Origin of the sequence: Amycolatopsis camponoti (assembly GCF_902497555.1) — a bacterium.
GTDB classification, from domain to species: Bacteria; Actinomycetota; Actinomycetes; order Mycobacteriales; family Pseudonocardiaceae; genus Amycolatopsis; species Amycolatopsis camponoti.
Genome location: NZ_CABVGP010000001.1, coordinates 1,869,585 through 1,886,228 on the forward strand (window position 1 = coordinate 1,869,585; position 16,644 = coordinate 1,886,228).

General features: G+C 71.4%; 15 protein-coding genes. 13 read left to right on the plus strand and 2 right to left on the minus strand.

The features are described from left to right. The first annotated feature begins 71 nt into the window (after nucleotides 1–71). From AA23TX_RS09010 to AA23TX_RS09025, 4 genes are all read left to right on the plus strand, one after another. Entirely contained in the window at nucleotides 72–917 is an 846-nt protein-coding gene (locus tag AA23TX_RS09010; RefSeq protein ID WP_155542103.1) for a sulfurtransferase, read from the plus strand. 231 nt (nucleotides 918–1,148) lie between these two features. Next, entirely contained in the window at nucleotides 1,149–2,318 is a 1,170-nt protein-coding gene (locus tag AA23TX_RS09015) for an acetoin utilization protein AcuC (protein ID WP_155542104.1), read from the plus strand. Between the two features lie 2 nt (nucleotides 2,319–2,320). Then, the gene (locus AA23TX_RS09020) at nucleotides 2,321–5,002 is read left to right on the plus strand and encodes a bifunctional acetate--CoA ligase family protein/GNAT family N-acetyltransferase (protein WP_155542105.1); all 2,682 of its coding nucleotides are present in this window, start codon (nucleotides 2,321–2,323) and stop codon (nucleotides 5,000–5,002) included. Nucleotides 5,003–5,005: 3 nt separating this feature from the next. Beyond that, the gene (locus AA23TX_RS09025; RefSeq protein WP_155542106.1) at nucleotides 5,006–6,136 is read left to right on the plus strand and encodes a serine hydrolase domain-containing protein; all 1,131 of its coding nucleotides are present in this window, start codon (nucleotides 5,006–5,008) and stop codon (nucleotides 6,134–6,136) included. A gap of 45 nt (nucleotides 6,137–6,181) precedes the next feature. On the opposite strand, the gene AA23TX_RS09030 is transcribed toward AA23TX_RS09025, so the two are convergent. Together AA23TX_RS09030 and AA23TX_RS09035 are read right to left on the minus strand one after the other, a co-directional pair. Continuing rightward, nucleotides 6,182–7,204 (minus strand): acyl-CoA dehydrogenase family protein, encoded by a 1,023-nt coding sequence (locus AA23TX_RS09030; protein WP_155542107.1) that lies wholly within the window; start codon nucleotides 7,202–7,204, stop codon nucleotides 6,182–6,184. 9 nt (nucleotides 7,205–7,213) lie between these two features. Next, a complete protein-coding gene (locus tag AA23TX_RS09035) occupies nucleotides 7,214–8,371 on the minus strand; it encodes an acyl-CoA dehydrogenase family protein (RefSeq protein WP_155542108.1) in 1,158 nt (385 codons plus the stop codon). 70 nt (nucleotides 8,372–8,441) lie between these two features. On the opposite strand from AA23TX_RS09035, the gene AA23TX_RS09040 reads away from it, so the two are divergent. From AA23TX_RS09040 to AA23TX_RS09080, 9 genes are all read left to right on the plus strand, one after another. Next, nucleotides 8,442–8,633, plus strand: a complete 192-nt coding sequence (locus tag AA23TX_RS09040) for a ferredoxin (protein WP_155542109.1) — start codon at nucleotides 8,442–8,444, stop codon at nucleotides 8,631–8,633. 82 nt (nucleotides 8,634–8,715) lie between these two features. Continuing rightward, on the plus strand, nucleotides 8,716–9,573 hold the full coding sequence (locus AA23TX_RS09045) for a 3-oxoacyl-ACP reductase (RefSeq protein WP_155542110.1): 858 nt from the start codon (nucleotides 8,716–8,718) through the stop codon (nucleotides 9,571–9,573). After that, complete coding sequence (locus tag AA23TX_RS09050) at nucleotides 9,570–10,334, plus strand: glucose 1-dehydrogenase (protein WP_155542111.1); 765 nt, start codon at nucleotides 9,570–9,572, stop codon at nucleotides 10,332–10,334. Before AA23TX_RS09045 ends, AA23TX_RS09050 begins: the two co-directional genes overlap by 4 nt. 85 nt (nucleotides 10,335–10,419) lie before the next feature. Continuing rightward, nucleotides 10,420–11,208 carry an MlaE family ABC transporter permease gene (locus tag AA23TX_RS09055; RefSeq protein WP_155542112.1) on the plus strand — a complete coding sequence of 263 codons (789 nt, stop codon included), beginning with the start codon at nucleotides 10,420–10,422 and terminating at the stop codon, nucleotides 11,206–11,208. Beyond that, a complete protein-coding gene (locus AA23TX_RS09060) occupies nucleotides 11,208–12,059 on the plus strand; it encodes an MlaE family ABC transporter permease (RefSeq protein WP_167384618.1) in 852 nt (283 codons plus the stop codon). Before AA23TX_RS09055 ends, AA23TX_RS09060 begins: the two co-directional genes overlap by 1 nt. Continuing rightward, nucleotides 12,056–13,378, plus strand: coding sequence for an MCE family protein (locus AA23TX_RS09065; RefSeq protein WP_155542113.1), 1,323 nt, complete (start codon nucleotides 12,056–12,058; stop codon nucleotides 13,376–13,378). The genes AA23TX_RS09060 and AA23TX_RS09065 overlap by 4 nt, the downstream gene beginning before the upstream one ends. Next, complete coding sequence (locus tag AA23TX_RS09070) at nucleotides 13,375–14,412, plus strand: MCE family protein (protein WP_155542114.1); 1,038 nt, start codon at nucleotides 13,375–13,377, stop codon at nucleotides 14,410–14,412. The genes AA23TX_RS09065 and AA23TX_RS09070 overlap by 4 nt, the downstream gene beginning before the upstream one ends. Then, nucleotides 14,409–15,440 (plus strand): MlaD family protein, encoded by a 1,032-nt coding sequence (locus AA23TX_RS09075; protein WP_196425245.1) that lies wholly within the window; start codon nucleotides 14,409–14,411, stop codon nucleotides 15,438–15,440. The genes AA23TX_RS09070 and AA23TX_RS09075 overlap by 4 nt, the downstream gene beginning before the upstream one ends. Then, entirely contained in the window at nucleotides 15,437–16,630 is a 1,194-nt protein-coding gene (locus AA23TX_RS09080) for an MCE family protein (RefSeq protein ID WP_155542116.1), read from the plus strand. Before AA23TX_RS09075 ends, AA23TX_RS09080 begins: the two co-directional genes overlap by 4 nt. The last annotated feature ends 14 nt before the right edge of the window (nucleotides 16,631–16,644 follow it).

The window sequence follows — 16,644 nt, forward strand, 5'->3', positions numbered from 1 at the left end:
ACGACTCGCCCGTGACGGATATGTCCGCACCCCGGCGCGGCCGGGTGGGCGGCCGCTGGAAGATGGGAGGCATGCGTCCGCTGATCAGCACCACCGACCTCGCCGCCGCGCTGGCCGGCCCGGCCGGGGACCGGCCCGTCGTCCTCGACGTCCGCTGGCGGCTCGCCGGCCCGCCCGGCGCCGATTCCCACCGCGAAGGCCACGTGCCGGGCGCGGTGTTCACCGACCTCGACAACGTGCTGGCGGGCGAGCCGGGCGAGGGCGGCCGGCACCCGCTGCCCGACCCGGCCGCCCTGCAGCGCGACCTGCGCGCGGCCGGGGTGCGGACGGGCGCGCCGGTGGTGGTCTACGACGACGCCGACGGCTCGGTGGCCGCGCGGGCGTGGTGGCTGCTGCGCTGGGCCGGCCACGACGAGGTGGCGGTGCTCGACGGTGGTTACGCTGCGTGGACCGCCGGCGGCCACCCGGTGAGCACGGAGGAGCCGCGGCCGGAGCCGGGCGACCTCACGGTCCGTCCGGGCGGCATGCCGGTGCTCGACGCGGACGAAGCGGCGGCGCTCGCCCGAGACGGCCTGCTGCTCGACGCCCGCGCCACGCCCCGCTACACAGGCGAGACCGAGCCGGTCGACCCGCGCGCCGGCCACATCCCGGGAGCGGTGAACGCACCGTTCGCGGCCCACACGGACGACGCCGGCCACTGGCGCGCGCCCGACCAGCTGGCCGCCCGGTTCGCGGACCTGGGCCTGCGCCCGGGCGAGCCGGTCGGCGCGTACTGCGGCTCGGGCGTGACGGCGAGTTCGGTGGTGCTGGCACTGGAGCTGGCCGGCCACCCGGGCGCGGGGCTGTACGCGGGCTCGTGGTCCCACTGGTCCCGAGACCCCGAACGCCCCGCCGCGACGGGCGCCCTTCCGGGCTGACCTGGCCGACGGCGACGGGCACTCTGCCGCGACGAGCCCCCGCCGGCGCCGGCGGGGGCACTGTGCGCGACCCACGCAGGGGTGAGAGCGGCCAGGGCGCGGCGGGGTGTCACCCGCGACTGCGACTCCGGCATCGCCTGTTCGCGCCTGGCGGGTCTGGCGAAGCGCGCGAACCGGGCCACGGCGCTTCCGAGTCCACGGACCGGCGCGATCGGCACTACAGTCGACCGCATGTCGCCGGCTGTTGTTTGGGACTCCGCCCTTCTCGGTTATGACCTGGGCGGGGACCATCCGTTCAACCCCGTCCGGCTGGAGCTGACCGTCCGGCTGGCCACCGAGCTCGGCGTGCTCGACGACGTTCCGCTCCTCATCCCCTCCGGTGCCGGGGACGAGGAGCTGCTCCGGATCCACGCCCCCGAATACATCGCCGCTGTGCGGGAGGCGCCGCTCGTCGGGTGGGACGTCGGGCATGGGCTCGGGACCTCCGACAACCCCGTCTTCTCCGACATGCACGACGCCTCCGCCCTCGTCGTCGGCTCGACGCTGCTCGCCGCCCGGAAGATCGCCGAAGGCGAGGCCACCAGGGCCGTCAACATCGCCGGGGGCCTGCACCACGCCATGCGCGACCAGGCGTCCGGGTTCTGCGTCTACAACGACTGCGCCGTCGCCATCTCGTGGCTGCTCGACCACGGTTTCGAGCGCATCGCCTACATCGACACCGACGTCCACCACGGCGACGGCGTCCAGGCCGCCTTCTACGACGACCCCCGCGTCCTCACCATCTCCATGCACCAGCACCCCTTCACGCTCTGGCCGGGCACCGGCTACTCCGCCGAGACCGGCCGCGGGAAGGCCGACGGCACCTCGGTCAACGTGCCGCTGCCGCCGCGGACCCGGGATCCCGGGTGGCTGCGTGCCTTCAACGCCGTCGTCCCCTCCCTGCTCGCCGACTTCGAGCCGCAGCTGCTGTTCACCCAGTGCGGTGTCGACTCGCACGAGGAAGATCCGCTGGCCGACCTCTCGCTGTCCGTCGACGGGCACCGCACCATCTACGCCACCCTCCGCGACCTCGCCGAGACGTACGCGGGCGGCAAGTGGATCGCCGTCGGCGGGGGCGGTTACCAGCTGATCCGGGTCGTCCCGCGGTCGTGGACGCACCTGATCGCCACCGTCCTCGACCGGGACGTCGCCCCCGCAACTCCGCTGCCGCCGGGCTGGGTCGAAACGGTCACCAAGGCCGCTCCGAACGCCGAGCTGCCGCGAGCGATGACCGACGACCGCGAAACCGAGTTCAAGCCGTGGGGCGACGGCGAGGACGACCCGGTCGACGTCGCCGTCCGGGACACCCGCCGGGCCGTCTTCCCCTTGCACGGGCTCGACCCGGATGACCCCAGGGACTGACGATGGCCGGCCGGGACCCCTTCGACTACCCCCGCGACTGGGAAGCCGACGTCGTGCTGTCCGACGGCGGCACCGTCCACCTGCGCCCGGTCGTCCCCACCGATGCCGACGGCCTCGTCGCCTTCCACGGCAAGCTGTCCGAGCGCACCCGCTACTTCCGCTACTTCGGCGCCTACCCGCGGATTCCCGAGAAGGACCTGAAGCGGTTCTCCACCGTCGACCACCACGACCGGGTCGCGTTCGCCGCCTTCCTGGGCGACGACATCGTCGCGGTCGGCCGGTACGAACGGCTCGACCACGGGCCGTCGGCCGAGGTGGCTTTCGTCGTCAGCGACGCGCACCAGGGCCGTGGGCTCGGTTCGATCCTGCTGGAACACCTCGCCGCGGCCGCGGCGGAGTGCGGGCTGCGCCGGTTCGTCGCCGAGGTCCTCGCCGAGAACGCCGCGATGGTGCGGGTCTTCCGTGACGCCGGCTACCAGGTCAGCCGCGAGTTCGAGGAAGGCGTGCTGCACCTGGAGTTCGACATCGACCCGACCGAGGAGTCCCTCGCGGTCGCGCGCTCCCGGGAACAGGCCGCCGAGGCACGCAGCGTGCACAACCTGCTGCACCCGACGTCGGTCGCGGTGATCGGCGCGTCCGCCGAGCCGGGCAAGGTCGGGCACGTCGCCTTCGCGAACCTCCTCGCCGCCGCGTTCACCGGCACCGTCTACCCGGTCAACCCGGAGCACCGCTCGGTCCGCGGTGTCCGCGCGTACCCGTCGGTGCTGGACATCCCGGACTCGGTCGACCTGGCCGTCGTCGCGGTGCCCGCCGAGTCCGTCGAGTCCGTTTTGGACGCTTGCCTCGCGAAGGGCGTCAAGACGCTGCTGATCCTGTCCAGCGGCTTCGCCGAAGCCGGGCCGCACGGCCTGCACGCCGAGCTGCGGCTGGTCGGCGAGGCGCGGGCGCACGGCATGCGCGTCGTCGGCCCGAACGCGCTCGGCGTGCTGAACACCGCGCCCGGCGTCCGGCTCAACGCCACCCTCGCTCCGCGCCTGCCCGTGCGCGGGCGCACCGGGTTCTTCTGCCAGTCCGGCGCGCTCGGCACCGCGATCCTCGCCGACGCCGAGTCGCGCGGCCTCGGCCTGTCGACGTTCGTCTCGGCGGGCAACCGCGCCGACGTCTCGGGCAACGACCTGCTCCAGTACTGGGAAACCGACCCGGACACCGACCTCGTCCTGCTGTACCTCGAGTCCTTCGGCAACCCGCGCAAGTTCGCGCGGCTGGCCAGGCGACTGGCGCGGACGAAGCCGATCGTCGCGGTGAAGTCGGGGCGGCACGCCGTGCGCCCGCAGCTGGCCGCGACGTCGACGGAGATCGACGAAGCCAGCGTCCAGGCCCTGTTCGAGCAGGCCGGCGTCGTCCGGGTCGACTCGCTGGCGCAGCTGTTCGACACCGCGCTCGTGTTCGCCCACCAGCCGCTGCCCGCCGGGCCGCGGATCGGGATCGTCGGCAACTCCAGCGCGATCGGGCTGCTGGCCGCCGACACCGCCCGGATGCAGGGCCTGCGGCTGGCGTTCGATCCCGTGGACGTCGGCCCGCAGGCCGGGCCGGACGACTTCGCCAAGGCGGTCGGCGAGGCCCTCACCTCGCCGGACGCCGACGCGCTGGTCGTGGTGTTCGCGCCGCCGGTGGCCATCCCCGGCACGGCGTACGCGCGCGCCCTGCGCGAAACCGTGGTCGAACTGGGCCAGCACAAGCCGATCGTCTCGACGTTCCTCGCCGCCGAAGGCGTGCCGCGCGAACTGGCCGTGTCGACGGACGACGGTGTGCCGACGCGCGGGTCGATCCCGTCGTACCCGAGCCCGGAACGCGCGGTGAACGCGCTCGCCCGGATCGTCCGGTACGCGGCCTGGCGGCAGCGCCCGCAGGGCACGCTCGTGACGCCGCCGGGGATCCACACCGAACAGGCGCAGGTGATCGTCCGCGAACTCCTCGAAGGCGAGGACGGCCGGACGACGCTGCTGTCGGACACCGACGTCGTGCGGTTGCTGGGCTGCTACGGCATCGACGTCGTCCCGTTCCGCGTCGCGTCCACAGTGGACGAAGCCGTCGCGGCGGCGGCCGAGCTGGGCTACCCGGTGACGTTGAAGGCCGTCGACGAGCGGCTGCGCGGCCGGCCCGACCTGGCCGGGGTGCGGCTCGACCTGGCGTCGGCGGACTCGGTGCGCACCGCCTACGAAACGCTGCGCGAGATCTCCGATGACGACGACGTGTACGTCCAGCGGATGGCGCCGAAGGGCCTGTCGTGCGTGATCGGGCTGCAGGACGACCCGTCGTTCGGCACGCTCGTGTCGTTCGGGCTGTCCGGGCTGGTCAGCACGTTGCTGGGCGACCGCGCCTACCGGGCGGTGCCGCTCACCGACGTGGACGCGGCCACGCTGCTGCGCGAGCCGCGGACGGCGCCGCTGCTCACCGGCTACCGCGGTGACGAGCCCGCCGACCTCGCCGCCCTGCAGGACATGGTGCTGCGCGTCGCCGCGCTCGCCGAGGACAACCCGGAGGTGCGGTCCCTGGTGCTGGACCCGATCCTCGCGTCGCCCGACGGCGCCTTCGTCGCCAACGCCCGTCTCGTGCTGGGGCCGCCGCCGTCGCGGCCCGACACCGGCCCGCGGCGCCTGCGCGCCATCAACCCCCTGGACTGAACCTTGCTGACCGAACTGCTGAAGCAGTACGCCACGGACCTGCCCGGCGCGGTGGCCCTCGTCGCGCAGGGCGACCTGGTCGAAGTGGCGGCCGTGGGCTCGGCCGACGCCGAGGGCACCGTGCCGATGGCGCGAGACTCGCTGTTCCGCATCGCGTCGCTGACCAAGCCGATCGTCGCCGCGGCGGTGCTGCTGCTCGTCGACGACGGCGAGCTCGCCCTCGACGACCCGATCGCGCGGTGGCTGCCGGAGCTGGCGTCGCCGGTGGTCGTGCGGACGCCGGCCGGGCCGATCGACGACGTCGTGCCCGCCGTCCGCCCGATCACGGTGGCCGACCTGCTGACGTTCCGCTGTGGGTACGGCCTCGCGGCGGACATGACGCTGCCCGCGGTCGACCTGCTGCTGCAGGTGCTCGGCTATCCGGCGGCGGCACCGCGGGCCCTGGCGCCGGACGAGTGGACGGCCGCGCTGGCGCAGGTCCCGCTGCTGCACCAGCCGGGGGAGGCGTGGCTCTACGACACCGGTTCGGACCTGCAGGGCGTGCTGATCGCGCGGGTGTCGGGCCGGCCGCTGCCGGAGTTCCTGGCGGAGCGGCTGTTCGAGCCGCTGGGCATGGCCGACACCGGGTTCGCCGTGCCGACCGCGGCGCTGGGCCGGTTCACCAGCGCGTACCGGCCGAGCGGGGCGGGGCTGCGGCTGATCGACTCGCCGGAGGGGCGCTGGAGCGCGGCGCCGCCGTTCCCGTCCGGCGCGGGGGGCCTGGTGTCCACGGCCGACGACCTGCTCGCGTTCGCGCGTTTCCTGCTGGACGGGGGTACGGCCGGCGACCACCGGCTGCTCACGGCGGAGTCGGTGCACCGGATGACGGCCGACCACCTGACGCCGGCCCAGCGGGAGGCCGGGCGGGTGTTCCTGCACGGCCAAGGCTGGGGGTACGGCGGCTCGGTCGACGTCGAGGCGACGCAGCCGTGGGAGGTCCCCGGCCGCTACGGCTGGGTCGGCGGCGCGGGAACGGCCTGGCACCTGCTCCCGGCGACGGGCACGGTCACGATCCTGCTGACGCAGGTCGAGATGACGAGCCCGGAACCGACCCGGCTGATGCGCGAGTTCTGGACCTACGCGGCTTCGAGCTAGCTCGCGGCCGGGGTCGGCCGACTGGCTGGGTACGCGGGTTGGCGGTCAGGCGCCGGTTGCCAGTTCGGTGCCCAGGGCCTGGAGCTGCGGGGTGGCCGGGCCCAGCAGGAACTCCAGACGCTTCGCCGCCGTGAAGTAGCGGTGGACCTCGTGGTCCACGTCGATGCCGACGCCGCCGTGGATGTGGACCGTCGTGTGGGCCACGCGATGGCCCGCCTCCGCCGCCCAGAACTTGGCCGTCGCCACCGCTTCCGCCGACGGGAGGTCCGACGCCAGCCGCCAGGCCGCCTGCAGGGACGTCAGCCGGACCGCCTCGACGTCGACGTACGCGTCCGCGAGGCGCTGGCGGACCGCCTGGAACCCGCCGATCACGTGGTCGAACTGCTTCCGCTCCGCCGCGTACGCCGCGGTCAGCTCCAGGGCCCGCTCGACCACGCCGAGCTGCTGCGCGCACACCCCGGCCGTCCCGCGCAGGCGCAGCCATTCGCCGATGTCGCCCAGCGAAACCCCCGGAACCTCGGACAGTTCCAGCAGGCAAGCGTCCGCGTGGTCGACCGTCTGCTGGGGCCGGACCGAGACGCCCGGCGCCGACGCGTCGACCAGGAAGACCTCGCCGGACGCCGCCACGAGGAAGCCGTGGGCGAACGCGCCGAAGTGCACCGCGGTCTGCGAGCCCGACAGCACGCCGTCCGAAGCGGTGAAACCGGACAACGCCACCGCTAGAACGCGTTCTCCCCGCAGCACCGGCAGCACCCAGCGGTCCACCAGCTCCGGCGTGCCGAACTCCGCCAGCGCCGACGCCGCCATCGTGATCGACGGCAGGTAGGGGACCGCGGCCACCGCGCGGCCGATCTCGGTGAGCACCGCGCACTGCTCCAGCAGGCCGAACCCGCCGCCGCCGAGCGACGACGGCAGCGCCGCATCGAGGACGCCCGCCTGGCCCAGGGCTGTCCACAGTGGAGCATCGAAGCCGCCGGTGCCGTGCGGGTCGTGCGTGGCCTTGTCGGTGACGATCCGCCGGGTCAGCGCGGCCAGGTCGGCCGACGCCTCGGAGGGGGTGAAGTCCATGAGACGCTCCTAGCGCGTGACGGGCAGGCCGAGGGCGGTCGCGGCGATCATGTCCCGCTGGATCTCGTTGGTGCCGCCGCCGAAGGTGAGGATCAGCGCCGACCGGTGCAGCCGCTCGATCCGCCCGGCCAGCAGCGCGCCCGGCGAGCCGTCGCGGACGACGGCAGCCGCGCCCAGCACCTCCATCAGCAGGCGGTAGGCCTCGATCGCGAACTCCGTGCCGTACACCTTCGTCGCCGACGCCTCGGCCGGTCCGAGCTCGCTCGCCGCGGCCGCCCAGGCGATCCGCCAGTTCCGCAGCTTCAGGTACTCCGCGCCGGCGTGCACCCGCGCGAGGTGCACCCGCACCCATTCCTGGTCGATGGCGCCGGTCTCCTTCGCCCACGCCAGCACGTCGGCGAGAGCCTTGCGGACGGGCGCCGACGACGTCAGCGCGACGCGCTCGTGGTTGAGCTGGTTGGTGATCAGCGGCCAGCCCGCGTTCTCCTCGGCGACGCGCGCGGACACGGGCACGCGCACGTCGTCGTAGTACGTCGCGCTGGTGCCCGCACCCGCGACGGTGTGCACCTTGGTCCACGAAAACCCGGGAGCCGACGTCGGCACGATCAGGATCGACAGCCCGCGGTGCTTCTTCGCCTCGGGGTCGGTCCGGACCGCGAGCCACACGTAGTCGGCGTGCTCGATCAGGCTGGTCCACATCTTCTGCCCGGTGACGACGTACTCGTCGCCGTCGCGCACCGCGCGCGTCCGCAACGACGCCAGGTCGGTGCCGGCCTCCGGTTCGGAGTAGCCGATCGAGAAGTGCAGCTCGCCGGCCGCGATCTTCGGCAGGTAGAACGCCTTCTGCTCGTCGGTGCCGTAGCGCATGATGGTCGGCCCGACGGTGTTCACCGTGAGGAACGGGACCGGCACCCCGGCGACGGCCGCCTCGTCGGTGAAGATGAGCTGGTCGAGCATCGGCCGGCCCTGCCCGCCGTACTCCTCCGGCCAGCCGAGCGCCAGCCAGCCGTCCTTGCCCAGCTGGCGGACGATCTCCTTGTACGCCAGGCCGTCGCCGTACTCGGCGCCGCGGAGGCCGGCCCGACGTTCCGGCGTCATCAGCTCGGCGAAGTACTCCCGGAGCTCCGCGGCCAGTGCCCGCTGCTCCGGTGTGTAGTCGATCCGCACCCGTCACCTCGATCCGGCGTTATAGTAGAACCTGTTCTAGTTGTACCAGGACTCACGCGGCGGAGGAAGCATGGAGATCGGCGTCGATCGTTCGCTCTGCGAGGCGAACGCGGTGTGCTTGGGGTTCGCGCCGGACGTCTTCGACCTCGACGACGACGAAGAACTCGTCATCCAGCCGGGCCCGGTGCCTGCCGATCGAGTAGAACAAGTTACAGATGCGGTCAAAGGGTGTCCGAAGAACGCCCTGTTCATCGCCAGTTAGCACTGTTCACTGAATCTCTTGCAAAGGGCGAGAACAGATTCTAGTGTAGGCCCGGTCACAGGACTCGACGAGGAGGCCGCGCGTGAGCCTGACCGGCAGGACAGCGATCGTCACCGGCGCCGCCGCGGGACTGGGACGGGCCGAAGCGCTCGCCCTGGCGGCCCGGGGTGCCACGGTCGTCGTCAACGACGTCACCGAAGCGAAGGACGTCGTCGAAGAGATCGAAGCCGCTGGTGGCCGGGCCGTGGCGGTCGCCGGCGACGTGGGGGAGCGGGCCACCGCGGACGCCCTCGTGGCCGCCGCGCTCGACCTCGGCGGGCTCGACATCGTCGTGAACAACGCGGGCGTGCTGCGCGACAAGATGCTCTTCTCGATGTCCGACGACGAGTGGGACACCGTGCTCCGCGTCCACCTGCGCGGCCACTTCCTGTTGTCCCGCAACGCCACGAAGTACTGGCGCGACAAGTCCAAAGCGGACGGACAGCCGGTGTACGGCCGGTTGGTCAACACCGCGTCCGAGGCGTTCCTCATCGGCTCGCCCGGTCAGCCCAACTACGCCGCCGCCAAAGCGGGCATCACCGCGCTCACCATGTCGGCCGCTCGCGGCCTGGCCAAGTACGGCGTCCGCGCCAACGCGATCTGCCCGCGCGCGCGGACGGCGATGACCGAGGGCGTGTTCGGTGCTCCTCCCGCCGAGGGTGCCGACCCGCTCTCGGTCGAGCACGTCGCCCCGTTTGTCGCCTATCTCGCTTCGCCCGCGGCCGAGCACGTCAACGGCCAGGTGTTCATCGTCCACGGCGGCGCGGTGTCGCTGGTCGGGGCGCCGCGGATCGAGCAGCGCTGGTCCCTCGACGAGCTCGAGACGTCGGTCAGCTCCTTCTTCGCCGACCGCGACCCCGGCCGGATGTTCGCCGCCACCGAGATCCTGGGAGAGTCATGAGGCTGGACGGGAAGATCGCCCTGATCACCGGAGCGGCGCGCGGCCAGGGCGCGGCCGCCGCGCGCGCGTTCGTCGCCGAAGGCGCGAAGGTGCTGATCGCCGACATCCTGGACGACGAGGGCAAGCAGCTCGCCGCCGAACTGGGGGAGCAGGCCGTCTACCAGCACCTCGACGTCGGCGACGAAGACAGCTGGGTCACCGCCCTCGACCGCGTGACCACCGAGTTCGGCGCGCCGAACGTGCTGGTCAACAACGCGGGCATCCTCCATTTCTCGGAACTGGGCAAGACGAAGCTGGCCGATTACGAACGCGTCATCCGGGTGAACCAGATCGGGGCGTTTCTCGGGATGCGCTCGGTCGTTGAACCGATGACCGCCGCCGGCGGTGGCTCCATCGTCAACGTGTCCTCTGTGGAGGGACTGGCCGGGATGCCCTACCTCGTCGCCTACACCGCGAGCAAGTTCGCCATCCGCGGGATGACCAAGGTCGCCGCGATGGAGCTCGGGAGGAAGCACATCCGCGTCAACTCGGTCCACCCCGGCGCGATCGACACGCAGATGGTCGAGACCGCCGCGGGCGGGCAGAAAGTCGACATGTCGTACGTCGGGAAGAAGGTCGCGCTCGGCCGCGTCGGGCAGCCCGAGGACGTCGCGAAGCTGGTGCTGTTCCTGGCCAGCGACGAAAGCGCGTACTGCACGGGAGCGGAGTTCATCGCGGACGGCGGCGCCACGGCGTCGCACGCGCTCAACCTGAGTTTCTGACGTGATCAGTTAACACCGCTAACGAAAATCGGGCACCGGGTATGGAGAACACTCGGAGGTCAGCGACGACCTACTGGGAGGTGTGGTGAGCGAGAGCACGGGCACGCTCCCGGGCACCGCGGCCCTGACCCAGGTCGGGCGCCTCGCGACGCTCTCGTGGGAGGTCCTGCGCGCGATCTTCAAGCGCCCCTTCCAGACCCGCGAGTGGATCCAGCAGTGCTGGTTCTTCGCCAGCGTCACGATCCTGCCGACCGCGCTCGTCGCCATCCCGTTCGGCGCGGTGATCGCGCTGCAGCTCGGCTCGCTGACCGCGCAGATCGGCGCGCAGTCGTTCACCGGCGCGGCCAGCGCGCTCGCCATCGTCCAGCAGGCCAGCCCGCTGATCACGGCGTTGCTGGTCGCGGGCGCCGGCGGCAGCGCGGTCTGCGCGGACATCGGCGCGCGCAAGATCCGGGAAGAGATCGACGCCATGGAGGTCCTCGGCGTCAACCCGATCCAGCGCCTCATCGTGCCGCGCGTGCTCGCCGCGATGGTCGTTTCGGTGCTGCTCAACGGCTTGGTCAGTGTCGTCGGCGTGCTCGGCGGCTACTTCTTCAACGTGGTCCTCCAAGGCGGCACGCCCGGCGCGTACCTGGCCAGCTTCAACGCGCTGGCCCAGGTGCCGGACCTCTGGGTCAGCGAGATCAAGGCGCTGCTGTACGGCTTCGTCGCCGGGGTCGTCGCGGCGTTCCGCGGGTTGAACCCGCCGCCCGGGCCCAAGGGCGTCGGCGACGCCGTCAACCAGGCCGTCGTCATCACGTTCCTGCTGCTGTTCCTCATCAACGTCGTGCTGACCGCGATCTACCTGCGGATCGTCCCGCCGAAGGCCATGTGATGACGGCGGAACCCCTCGACACCACCGACCGGACGCTCGAGTACATCGCGCGTCCGGGCCAGAGCCTGGAAGGCCTCGGCAAGCAGCTCGCCTTCGCCGCGAAGGCGCTCGCCTGGTCGCCGCGCACGATCCGCCGTTACAGCCGGGAAACGCTGCGGCTGCTCACCGAAGTCTGCTTCGGCACCGGCGGCCTCGCCGTCATCGGCGGCACGCTCGGCGTGATGATCGGGATGACGCTGTTCACCGGTCTCATCGTCGGTCTCCAGGGCTACTCCGCGCTGAACCAGCTGGGCACGGCCGCCCTCACCGGGTTCATCTCCGCCTACTTCAACACGCGCGAGGTCGCGCCGCTCTCGGCCGGGCTCGCCTTGAGCGCGACCGTCGGCTGCGGCTTCACCGCGCAGCTCGGCGCGATGCGGATCTCCGAGGAGATCGACGCGCTGGAAGTCATGGGCGTGCCGAGCATGCCCTACCTGGTGACGACGCGGGTGCTCGCCGGCGTCGCCGCGGTGATCCCGCTGTACGCGGTCGGCCTGCTGTCGAGCTACCTCGCGTCCCGGCAGATCACCATCTGGCTCTACGGCCAGTCCGCGGGCACCTACGACCACTACTTCACGCTCTTCTTGCCTCCCGGCGACGTCCTGTGGTCGTTCGGGAAGGTGATCGTGTTCAGCGTGCTCGTGATCCTTTCCCATTGCTACTACGGCTTCAACGCCAGCGGCGGCCCGGCCGGCGTCGGCGTGGCGGTGGGCCGCGCGGTGCGGACGTCGATCGTGCTGATCTCGGTGCTGGACTTCTTCTTGTCCCTCGCCATCTGGGGCGCGAACACCACGGTGAGGATCTCCGGATGAGGCGCGAGCTCGGGCAGCGGCTCCGGTACCAGGTGCTGGGGCTGGCCTTCCTGCTCGTGGCCGCCCTGTTCATCGCGTTCACGCTCGCCGTCTACAACAAGGCGTTCACGCCGGTGACGCTCGTGAAGCTCGAGACCGACCACGTCGGCAGCCAGCTGCGCACCGGCGGCGACGTCAAGGTCCGCGGCATGCTCGTCGGCGAGGTCCGGTCGGTGCTGGCGAAGGGCGACCACGCCGAGCTGGAGCTGGCGCTCGACCCGGACAAGACGCACGTCATCCCGAGGAACGTCTCGGCTCGCCTGCTGCCCAAGACGCTCTTCGGCGAGCGGTACGTCTCGCTGCAGCTGCCCGGATCTTCACAGGGACCGATCAAGGCGGGCGACGTCATCCCGCAGGACCGCAGCAGCACCGCGATCGAGCTGCAGAAGGTGCTCGACGACGTGATGCCGCTGCTGCAGGCCGTCCAGCCGGAGAAGCTGTCGAGCACGCTGACCGCGGTGTCGACCGCGCTCGAAGGCCGCGGCAAGCAGCTCGGCCAGACCCTCGTGCAGCTGAGCGACTACCTCGGCAAGCTCAACCCGTCGCTGCCGGACGTCAAGGCCGACATCACCGGGCTCGCGAACGTCGCGAACACCTACGACAAGGCCGCCCCGGACCTGCTGCAGGCGCTGTCCGACCTGACGACGACGAGCCGGACGATCGTCGACCAGCGCGCGCAGCTGAGCGACCTCTACGCCACCGTCACCGCCGCTTCGGTCGACCTGACGAGCTTCCTGCAGGTCAACAAGGACAATCTCATCCGGCTCACCACGGCGGTCCAGCCGACGCTGGACGTGCTCGCCAAGTACGCGCCGGAGTACCCGTGCCTGCTCGAACAGCTCGCCGGGGAGGTCGGGCCGGCCGAGCTGGCGTTCGGCAAGGGCACCGCGCACCCCGAGGTCAGCCGGGTCACCATCGAGTTCGCCGCCAGCCGGGGCAAGTACCTGCCCGGCGTCGACGAGCCGAAGTACGAGGACAAACGCGGACCGCGCTGCTACCCGCAGGTCCCGAAGCCGGGCGTCTGGCCGCAGTACCCGCCGGACGGCGCGATCAAGGACGGTTCCAGCAAGCCCGCGCCGCCGAAGTCGCCGTCCGGCGAGCTGCCCGCCGGGGGCGGTGCCGTCGGCGGCGACGGCTCGATCGTCGGCTCGGCCTACGAAAGCGAGCTGATCGCCCTGCTCGCCTCACCCGCGCTCGGGACGTCGCCCGGCGACGTGCCCGGCTGGGCGGGCCTGCTCGTGGGGCCGCTCTACCGCGGGGCGGAGGTGGAGCTGAAGTGAGGAGCTTCGTTCCGTCCCTGATCAAGCTCGTGGTGTTCGCCGTCGTCACGGTGCTGTTCACCGGGGTCCTCGCGGCCACCATCGCGAACACCAACTTCGGCGAGACGTCCGGCTACCTGGCCAAGTTCACCGACGCGTCCGGCCTCAAGGAAGGCGACGACGTCCGCATCGCCGGGGTCAAGGTCGGCCAGGTCGACGAGATCGGGGTGGTCGAAGGCGAGCAGAACCTCGCCGAGGTGCGGTTCGACGTCGAGCACGCCTACCGGCTGCCGGAGACGGTGACCGCGACGATCAAGTACCGCAACCTCGTCGGCCAGCGCTACCTCGCGCTCGGCACCGACGTCCCGGGCGATCGCGCGCTGGCCGACGGCGGCACGATCCCGCCCGAGCGCACCAAGCCCGCGTTGAACCTCACCGTGCTGTTCAACGGCTTCAAGCCGCTGTTCAAGGCCCTGAGCCCCAAGGACGTCAACCAGCTTTCGGCCGAGATCATCAGCGTCTTCCAGGGCGAAGGCGGCACGATCACCAGCCTGCTGCAGCACACCGCGTCACTCACCACGGCGATCGCGAGCAAGGACCAGGTGATCGGGCAGGTCATCGCGAACCTCAACACCGTGCTCGGCACGGTCAACGCGCACGGCCCGCAGCTCGGCGACCTCATCGAGCAGACGCAGAAGCTCGTCAGCGGCCTGGCCGAGCAGCGCAAGCCGATCGGGGACGCGGTCAGCGCGCTCGGCGACCTCGCGGTGTCCACGACGGGCCTGCTCGCGGACGCGCGGCCGGCGCTGAAGGACGACGTCGCGCGGCTCGGCGTGCTGTTGCAGAACCTCGGCGACTCCGGCGTGCTGCTCAACCACCTGCTCGAAGTGCTGCCGGGCAACCTGGAGAAGTTCACCCGGACGCTGAGCTACGGCAGCTGGTTCAACTACTACCTGTGCGGGATCACCGGCACCATCGGCATTTCCTCGCTCGACATCACCCTGCCGATCATCCCCATTCCCGGCACGCAACGCGCGGAGAGGTGTGGTCCGTGAAGCGGCTGAAGGATCGCAACCAGGCGGGAGTCGGCGCGGTCGCGCTCGTGCTGATCGTGCTCGTCACGGCCACGACGTACTTCTCCGACCAGCTCCCGTTCTTCGGCAACGGCACGACGTACTCGGCGTACTTCGGCGAGTCCGCCGGGCTGGCGCCGGACAACGAGGTCGAGGTCGCCGGCGTCAAGGTCGGCACGGTGTCGTCGGTGACCCTGGCCGGCAAGCAGGTGCTCGTGCGCTTCCGCGTCAAGGACATCCGGGTCGGCGACGCGACGACGGCGTCCATCGAGATCAAGACGCTGCTGGGGGAGAAGTACCTCGCGCTCGACCCGAAGGGCGGCGGCGCCCAAGAGCCGAACACGACGATCCCGCAGGCCCGCACGCGCACGCCGTTCCAGCTGCAGGACGCCTTCGAACAGCTGTCGACGACGGTCGGCGACATCGACACGAAGCAGCTCGCGGACAGCTTCAACGCGCTTTCCGACAGCCTCAAGGACAGCCCGCAGTACCTCAAGGACACCCTCAACGGGCTGTCTTCGCTGGCCAAGACGGTGTCGTCCCGCGACAACGACCTGCACACGCTGCTGGCGAACACGAGCCAGGTGTCCAAGACGCTGTCGGACCGCAACACCCAGCTGCAACGCGTGATCAGCGACGGCAACCTGCTGCTCACCGAGCTGCAGAACCGCAAGACGGCGATCCACGCGCTGCTCACCGGCACCCAGCAGCTTTCGCAGCAGCTGTCCGGGCTCGTCGCGGACAACCGCGCGCAGCTCAAGCCGACGCTGGACAAACTGAGCAAGGTGACCGACATCCTGCAGCGCAACCAGGGCAACCTCGACAAGAGCCTGCAGCTGATGGCGCCGTTCGCCCGCGTCGGCGCGAACGCGACCGGCAACGGCCGCTGGTTCGAGGGCTACCTGTGCGGGCTGCTGCCGCCGACGATCACCGCGGCCGGCCTGCACATCAACCCCGAGGGCTGCACCCCGCCGATCGCGGCGCCGAACCAGGGGGTGGGCGGCCGATGACCATCCGGACCTACCGCGGCCGCAGCCTGGTGACGTGGCTGGCCTTCGCCTGCGTCCTCGCGCTGCTCCTCACCGCCGGGCTCTTCCTAGTGTTCCGCGCTTCCACCGGCACGACGCTCTCGGCGTATTTCGGCAAGACCGTCGGGCTCTACGCGGGTTCGTCGGTGCGCGTGCTCGGCGTGCCGGTCGGGCGGGTCACCGACGTCACGCCGCAGGGCGACGCCGTGCGCGTGGACATGCGGGTCGACGACGTGCCGTTGCCGGCCGACGTCGGCGCGGTCGTCGTCGCGCCGAGCCTGGTCAGCGACCGCTACGTCCAGCTGACCCCGGCCTACGACAGCGGCCCGGTCCTGGCCACCGGCACGGTGCTCGCGAAGGACCGCACGGCGACGCCGGTGGAGCTGGACGACCTGTACTCCAGCCTGGACAAGCTGTCGACGGCGCTGGGTCCGAACGGCGCCAACAAGGACGGCGCGCTGTCCGGTGTCCTGGACACCGCGGCGAACACGTTGCAGGGCAATGGTGCTTCGCTGAACTCGACGGTCGGGCGGCTCGCCGACCTCGCGAAGACCCTCGACGGTTCGAAGGACGACCTGTTCTCGACCGTGCAGAACCTGAACTCGTTCACCGGTGCGCTGGCCCAGAGCGACCAGCAGCTCAACGAGTTCTACGGCCGCGTCGCCGACGTCAGCCAGTTCCTCGCCGCGGACTCCTCCGACGTCGGGGCCGCGCTGCAGTCGCTCGGCGGGGCGCTCGGCGACGTCCAGCAGTTCGTCAACGACAACAAAGGCGCCCTGGAGTCCAATGTGGACAAGCTGGCGTCGCTGTCGAAGGTGCTGGTCGACCAGCGCGCGTCGCTCGCCGAGGTGCTCGACATCGCGCCGACCGGCGCCACCAACTTCATCAACTCCTACGACGCCGCGTCGGGCACCATCGCCGTCCGCGACAACCTGAACGAGCTGACCAACCCGCCGATCCTCACCGTGTGCCGGCTGATCAGCGCGGGCACGCCGAAGGAAGTCCCCGACACGCTGGGGAACATCTGCAAGCAGCTCGCGCCGGTGCTCGACGGCGTGCTGAAGCTGCCGACGATCCCGCAGGTGCTCAACTCGCTGCAGAACGGGACGCTCCCGCCCCTGCCGCTCCCGCTCGTCGACGTCATGGAACAGCTCGCGGGCGGTGCGAAGTGAAGCGGCTCGCGGGA